Below are 7,044 nucleotides of genomic sequence, written 5' to 3'. Positions count from 1 at the left end.
GCCGGCCAGCAATTGGGCGTCAACACGACCACGGTGCTTCGCCGCGTCGCCTCCCTTGAAGACGATCTTGGTGCGCGCCTCTTCGAGCGCGAGCGAACCGGCTATCGCCTTACACCTGCTGGAGAAAAACTGGTCGAGACGCTCGAGCCCGTCGACCGGCGGCTGTCGGCCCTGCCGCGCGATTTCGCGGCTGCCGGCGGTGGTGCCGAGGGCATCGTCCGGCTGGCGGCAAGCGATGTCGTCGCCGCCACGCTGCTGGCGCCGGAGCTTCCAACCTTTCGCCGCATGCATCCGGGTCTCGAACTCGAAATCGTCACCGATCCGCGTCTTGCCGCCGCCGGTGCCGCGCCGCGTATCGGCAACCCGCTGAAGGATGTCGATGTGGCGCTGCGGCTGGCGCGCCCGACGCAGGGCGACATGCTGATGCGCAAGGTGGGCGACATGGCCTACGGGCTTTATGCCGCGCCCGCCTATCTCGAGGAACGCGGCCAACCGCGCCAGATGGCGGACATCGCCGATCATGATCTGATCGGATTTCCGCGCGCCGAGACACCTCTCGGGCCGGTGTGGTGGTTCTCCCGGGCCGAGAAGTCGGCGCAGGTGGCGCTGCGTTCGTCCAGTGTGGCGGCACGTGCCGAAGCGACGCGGCAGGGACTTGGCCTTGCGGCCTTGCCCTGCATCCTCGCCGATGTCGACGAGCGACTTGTGCGTGTTTTCGGGCCCGATATGCTCGGCGCGCTGGAGATGTGGCTGCTCGCGCGCAACGACCTGGCGCAACTCGCCCATGTTCGTGCCGTCATGGAATTCGTCGTGGAAGCCGTCAAGCGCCATCGCGGCGCGCTGGAAGGGCGTCAGCAGGAAGTCATGGAGCTCCCACCCAAACCTTCCCCAAACCATTGAAAAGTCGTGAAAATCCTGTCTTCACCATTGCCTTTTCGCATGGTTCTGGCGTAAAAATCCTGTGCAGATGCGGGACAGGTTAGCCTTAACGCGCCCTTAATTTTCCGGCCGCTACGATTGGCGCGGCGTCGGTCGTGAATTTGTTTGCGTGTATTGACGGCGCTGGAGGCTGTTTTCCGGTTGCGATCTCGCCACAGTTTCGACCCACGACATTCGTAGGCTGAGAATCGGTGAGGGGCTTTTTCCTGATCGTCTTTGACGCTGCTCGTCGACGCCGGACGCGCGGCGGTTGTTTTGGCGGCGTATTAACCAAAATGCCACCATAAGTGGTGAAACTCTGATGTTCGTGGCCGCGATATCTCCGATATCGGGCAGCACTCTCTCAAGGGAATGAAAAAGCATGCTCTCCGGTCTGCTCGGCATGTTCTCGGCCGATATGGCAATCGATCTCGGCACGGCGAATACACTGGTCTACGTCAAGGGTCGGGGGATCGTTCTGAACGAACCGTCGGTTGTTGCCATTATCGAAAAAGGCGGAAAGAAGCAGGTGCTTGCCGTCGGCGAGGAAGCGAAGATGATGCTCGGCCGCACGCCTGGCAACATCCAGGCGATTCGACCGATGAGAGACGGCGTCATCGCCGATTTCGAAATCGCGGAAGAAATGATCAAGCATTTCATTCGCAAGGTTCACAACCGGCGCTCCTTCGCCAATCCCCAGATCATCGTTTGCGTGCCGTCGGGATCGACAGCTGTCGAACGCCGCGCGATTCAGGAATCGGCGCTTTCGGCCGGTGCGCGCCGCGTCTATCTGATCGAGGAACCGATGGCCGCGGCGATCGGTGCCGGACTGCCGGTGACCGAGCCGACAGGTTCCATGGTCGTCGATATCGGCGGTGGCACGACGGAGGTCGCCGTTCTGTCGCTCGGCGGTATCGTCTATGCACGCTCCGTACGCGTCGGCGGCGACAAGATGGACGAAGCCATCATCGCCTATATTCGCCGGCATCATAATCTGCTGGTGGGCGAGGCAAGTGCCGAGCGCATCAAGAAGGAAGTGGGCTCCGCCGCCATTCCGCCGGATGGCGACGGCATGACCATTGAGATCAAGGGACGCGACCTGATGAACGGCGTGCCCAAGGAAATCGCGATCGGCCAACGCCAGATCGCCGAAAGTCTCGCCGAACCCGTGGGTGCCATTGTCGAAGCGGTCAAGGTTGCGCTTGAGGCGACGCCGCCCGAGCTTGCGGCCGACATCGTCGACAAGGGAATTGTGCTGACGGGCGGCGGGGCGCTGCTTGCCAATCTGGATCAGGTCCTGCGTGACGAGACCGGACTTCCGGTCAGCATCGCCGACGATGCTCTTTCCTGCGTGGCCCTTGGCACCGGCAAGGCACTCGAACATATCCGGACGATGAAGCACGTCTTGTCGTCGGTGTACTGAAGCGCGCCCGTTCCTTCGCGGGAACGCAAAGAGGCAGGAGCAAGGTGGGCCGACCGGCAATGAGAGAGCAGTAAGTTGTAATGGATTCGAACCGGACAGCGCTGCCGTTCCGCGAGTTTTCCCACAGAATCTCGCTTGTCTTCATGCTGACGCTGGCCGCTGCACTGCTTTTGCTTGGCCGCGCCGAAACCTATGTCTTCGATCAGGCGCGTCAGGTCGTTACCGATCTTGCGGCGCCGCTGCTGGAAATCGCATCGCGGCCGGTAGCGGCGGCGCGGCGCGTCATCGAGCGCACCGACGAATATGCCTATGTGTTCGACGAAAACGAGAGGCTGAGGGCCGAGAATGCGCGGCTGCTCGCCTGGAAGGAAATGGCGCTCAATCTCGAGGCAAAGGTCGCGCGCTATGAGGCGCTGCTCAACGTCCAGATCGATCCATCGATCAACTATGTCAGCGGTCGCGCCGTTACGGATGCGGGCGGTCCCTTTGTCGATACGGTTCTGGTCAATGTCGGGCGCGAACAGGGTACGCGGAGCGGCCAGGCTGTTGTCGATACGGACGGCCTGGTCGGACGCATCGTGTCGACAGGCCCGAAGGCCAGTCGCGTGCTGCTGCTGACCGACCTTAACAGCCGCATTCCGGTCGTGATCGAGCCGGCGCATTACAAGGCGGTGCTGGCGGGCGACAATACCGATTGGCCGCGCCTCGAATATCTTACAAATGTCAGCGCCATTTCGCCCGGCGACCGGGTCGTCACCTCCGGCGACGGTGGGCTTATTCCTCCCGGCCTGCCGGTCGGTCTTGTCATACAGACAAGCGACGGCAATTTGCGCGTTCAGACATTTTCCGATCGGGGCAGGCTCGATTTCGTGCGTGTCCTCCAATATGAGTTTCCGTCGCAGGTAGAGCGACAAGAGCCGCCGGATGTGCTGAAGGGACCGCCGATTTCCTCCGGCGCGGACGCCGCACCCACTTCAGCCGGCGCAACATCAGGCGGGACGGAGTAGCGTTATGGTCCGCCTCGATCCCTATTCGCCAACACCCGCGGCGCGCGCCGGTCGCATTTTCATGACCGTGGCGCCCTTTGTCATGGGGCTCGCCTGCGTTTTGCTTTCCTTTGTTCCGTTCGGCCGCATTTTCGGATCTTCGTTGACCCCGGCCTTTGCGCTGATGGCGATATATTATTGGGCGATTGTGCGGCCAGAGATGTTTCCGCCGCTTGCGGTCTTCGCGGTCGGCCTCGTTTTCGACCTGTTGTCTGGCGGCATTATCGGTCTTTGGGCCTTTGTATATGTCGTTACGTACACCGTGGTGATCTCGCAGCGAACGCTTGTGGTTAATGCACCGTTCTCGGTCTTCTGGCTCGGCTTTCTGGCGGTCGCGACCTTCGCCGGCGCGCTTGCCTGGGCTGTGGTCTCGATTTTCTATGGAATGCCGGTGCCGCCGTCCTCGCTGGTGCAGCACATGGTTTTGACAGTGGCGGTCTTTCCTGTCTTCGCTATGATTTTCGGGCGAGTTCAGACCCGCGTTCTGCCGGGAGGTTGAGGCAGGACAATGGGGCGTAATACATGCAGATAAGCGGACGCGACAACAATCGCTACCAGACTTTCACGCGGCGCGCGGCGCTGCTGGGCGGTCTTCAAGGTATGGCGTTCGTGGCGCTGGCGGGACGCATGTACTATCTGCAGGTTCTGAAGAGCGACCAGTACACGATGCTGGCGGAAGAGAACCGTGTCAGCATGAGGCTCGTCGCGCCGCTCAGGGGCAAGGTCGTCGACCGTTACGGTCGAACGATCGCATCCAACAGGCAGAATTATCGCGCCATTCTGGTCGCCGAGCAGGCGACGGATGTCGAAGCGACACTCGACCGGTTGTCGCGCATCATTGAAATTCCGGATCATACGCGCCGTCGGATCATGCGCGACGTACAACGCTCGGCACGTTTCATTCCGGTCACCGTCGCGGAAGGTTTGACTTGGGACCAATTCGCTCAAATCAACATCAACGAACCCGATTTGCCGGGTATCATTCCCGATGTCGGCGAAACCCGCGATTATCCTTATGCCGAAGAATTTGCGCACATCATCGGATACGTCGCAGCGGTGACTGAAGACGATCTCCAGGCGGCGCAAGAAGATCGTCAGCTGCTCCGGTTGCCGGGATTCCGCGTCGGGCGCGAGGGTATCGAGAAGACCTATGACAGGCAGCTGCGAGGGGTCGCCGGCTCGAGCCATGTCGAGGTCAATGCCTATGGCCGCGTCATCAGGGAAATCGCCAAGGATTCGGGCAAACCGGGCCAGGAAGTCGTGCTGACGCTCGACCTCGACATTCAACGTTTCACCTGGGACCGACTGAAGGGTGAGTCCGCGAGTGCGGTTGTCATGGATATCCATTCGGGCGATGTGCTCTCGTTCGTTTCGGCCCCGGCCTACGATCCGAACCAATACAATATGGGCTATGGCACGGCAGCCTATCGGGACCTCCTCAGCAGTCCTTACCTGCCGCTTACCAACAAGGCGCTCGCCGGCATGTATCCGCCCGGCTCGACGTTCAAGATGGTGGTGGCGGCGGCGGCGGTTGAGGCCGGGATCAACCCCGCGCAGCGTGTGGTTTGCCCGGGGCACTATTCGCTTGGCAGTCACGACTTCCATTGCTGGAAGAAGGGTGGCCACGGTGCGCTGAACATGCATGAAGCGATCAAGCATTCCTGCGACGTCTTTTTCTACGACACGGCGCGTCGCGTCGGTATCAACGCGATTGCCGACGTGGCACGGAAATTCGGTTTGGGCGAGACCTATGGATTCGAAGTGCCGGGCGAGAAAGCCGGGCTTGTGCCAACGCCCGAATGGAAACGCGCGACGCGCGGTGAACCCTGGCATCAAGGCGAAACGGTGATCTCCGGGATAGGTCAGGGGTATCTGCTTGCAACGCCGCTGCAACTCGCCGTGATGACGGCGCGGCTTGCCAATGGTGGTTATGCAGTGAAACCTCGATTGACGCGCGCCATAGGCGGCCAGTTGTTGCCGACACCGCGCCCGGCGTCGCTGGGTGTTGGCGAGAAGGCATTGAAAGTGGCGTGCAACGGCATGAACGCCGTTTCCAACGAGCCTGGTGGCACCGCGTTTCGCTCGCGCATTCCCGATCCCGGCATGGAACTCGCCGGCAAGACCGGCACCGCGCAGGTGCGGCGGATCAGCCGCGCCGAGCGTTCAACCGGCGTATTGAAAAATGAACAGCTTGAGTGGCGGCAGCGCGACCACGCGCTCTTTGTCTGCTACGCGCCCGTTCATGCACCACGATACGCCATGTCCGTCGTTATCGAGCATGGCGGTTCGGGATCCGGCGCGGCGGCGCCTGTCGCACGCGATATCATGCGTGAAGTTCTGACCCGCAACCCGGAGCGTCCGCAAGCCGTTGTTCCGCCGGCAGATGCCGTCAAGAAGAGGGAAGGCTGATGCTCGATCTCAGACGCTTCACCGGTCGCGAAATGCGGCTCACCGACAAGCTCATCGAGTTCAACTGGGGCTTTCTGCTGTTGCTGGTGCTGATCGCGTCGATCGGCTTTGCGATGCTTTACTCCGTCGCCGAGGGCAGCTTTTCGCCCTGGGCCTACAGGCAGGCTCTGCGCTTCGGCGTTGGCATGTGCATTCTCCTGATTGCCGCGATGATCGACCTCCGGCTCTGGATGCGGCTTGCCTATCCGCTTTACGGTGTGGCTCTGGCCATGCTTGTCGCGGTCGAGGTTGTTGGCTTTACGGGCATGGGCGCGCAACGTTGGCTCAATCTCGGTATCGTCCAGATTCAGCCGTCCGAAGTGATGAAGGTTACATTGCTGATGGCGCTGGCGCGTTACTTCCACGGATTGACGCTGGAGGAGGTGTCGCGGTTGCGCAATCTCATCATTCCGGTCTCGTTGATAGCCGCGCCTGTGGGGCTTGTTGTCCTTCAGCCCGATCTCGGTACCGCGATCCTTCTGGTGGCTTCGGGGGCTATCCTGTTCTTCGTGGCGGGCTTGCGTTGGCGTTATTTTATCTTGTCCGGGCTGATGGTTCTCGCAACGGTTCCGGTCGTCTGGAGCCGGTTGCATGACTACCAGAAGAACCGTGTTTTCACTTTTCTCGACCCCGAGCGCGATCCTCTTGGCACCGGCTACCACATTCTGCAGTCCAAGATCGCCCTCGGCTCAGGCGGTGTCTTCGGCAAGGGTTTCATGGAGGGGACGCAAAGTCAGCTCAATTTCCTGCCGGAAAAACATACCGACTTCATCTTCACGATGCTGGGCGAAGAGCTCGGTCTCGCGGGCGGTCTAGTGTTGCTGGCACTCTATTTCATCGTGCTGATGTTTTCGCTCAACGTGGCGATGCAGTGCCGCAACCAGTTCGGCCGGTTGCTTGCGATCGGTGTGTCGATGACGTTTTTCCTTTACGTCTTCATCAATACCGCGATGGTGATGGGGCTGCTGCCGGTGGTTGGCGTACCGCTGCCGCTGGTGTCTTATGGCGGCACGGCGATGCTTTCGCTGATGTTCGCATTCGGCCTTCTGATGAGCGTCTATGTTCATCGCAACGTCGAAATCTCTCGGGGTCCCAGCGCCTTTTGGTAACCCGGGCAGTCTTTCGAGAAGCCTTGGCGGCCGCTGCTGGACAGGCCCTCTTTCCTTTGCTATAGGCACCGCTCCCCCACGAAACGCGTGGCCGGGATGG

General features: G+C 61.0%; 6 protein-coding genes. All 6 read left to right on the top strand.

Annotated features, from left to right (window positions below; all coding sequences use genetic code 11):
• Window positions 1-900: LysR family transcriptional regulator (locus tag WEB61_RS02335; RefSeq protein ID WP_368062723.1), on the top strand; the 900-nt coding region annotated here is incomplete at its 5' end.
• 400 nt (window positions 901-1,300) lie between these two features.
• Entirely contained in the window at window positions 1,301-2,341 is a 1,041-nt protein-coding gene (locus WEB61_RS02330) for a rod shape-determining protein (protein ID WP_293507255.1), read from the top strand.
• Between the two features lie 80 nt (window positions 2,342-2,421).
• Window positions 2,422-3,348 (top strand): rod shape-determining protein MreC, encoded by a 927-nt coding sequence (gene mreC / locus WEB61_RS02325; protein ID WP_368062722.1) that lies wholly within the window; start codon window positions 2,422-2,424, stop codon window positions 3,346-3,348.
• A gap of 4 nt (window positions 3,349-3,352) precedes the next feature.
• Window positions 3,353-3,886: a rod shape-determining protein MreD gene (mreD, locus tag WEB61_RS02320; protein ID WP_368062721.1), complete on the top strand. Its 534-nt coding sequence runs from the start codon at window positions 3,353-3,355 to the stop codon at window positions 3,884-3,886.
• A 23-nt stretch (window positions 3,887-3,909) separates the two neighbouring features.
• On the top strand, window positions 3,910-5,796 hold the full coding sequence (gene mrdA, locus WEB61_RS02315) for a penicillin-binding protein 2 (protein ID WP_368062720.1): 1,887 nt from the start codon (window positions 3,910-3,912) through the stop codon (window positions 5,794-5,796).
• Window positions 5,796-6,944: a rod shape-determining protein RodA gene (gene rodA / locus WEB61_RS02310; RefSeq protein ID WP_368062719.1), complete on the top strand. Its 1,149-nt coding sequence runs from the start codon at window positions 5,796-5,798 to the stop codon at window positions 6,942-6,944. Before mrdA ends, rodA begins: the two co-directional genes overlap by 1 nt.
• The last annotated feature ends 100 nt before the right edge of the window (window positions 6,945-7,044 follow it).

The sequence above is a fragment of the Parvibaculum sp. genome, from assembly GCF_040882025.1.
Lineage (GTDB): Bacteria > Pseudomonadota > Alphaproteobacteria > Parvibaculales > Parvibaculaceae > Parvibaculum.
This window is presented reverse-complemented; position numbering and strand designations above follow the sequence as displayed.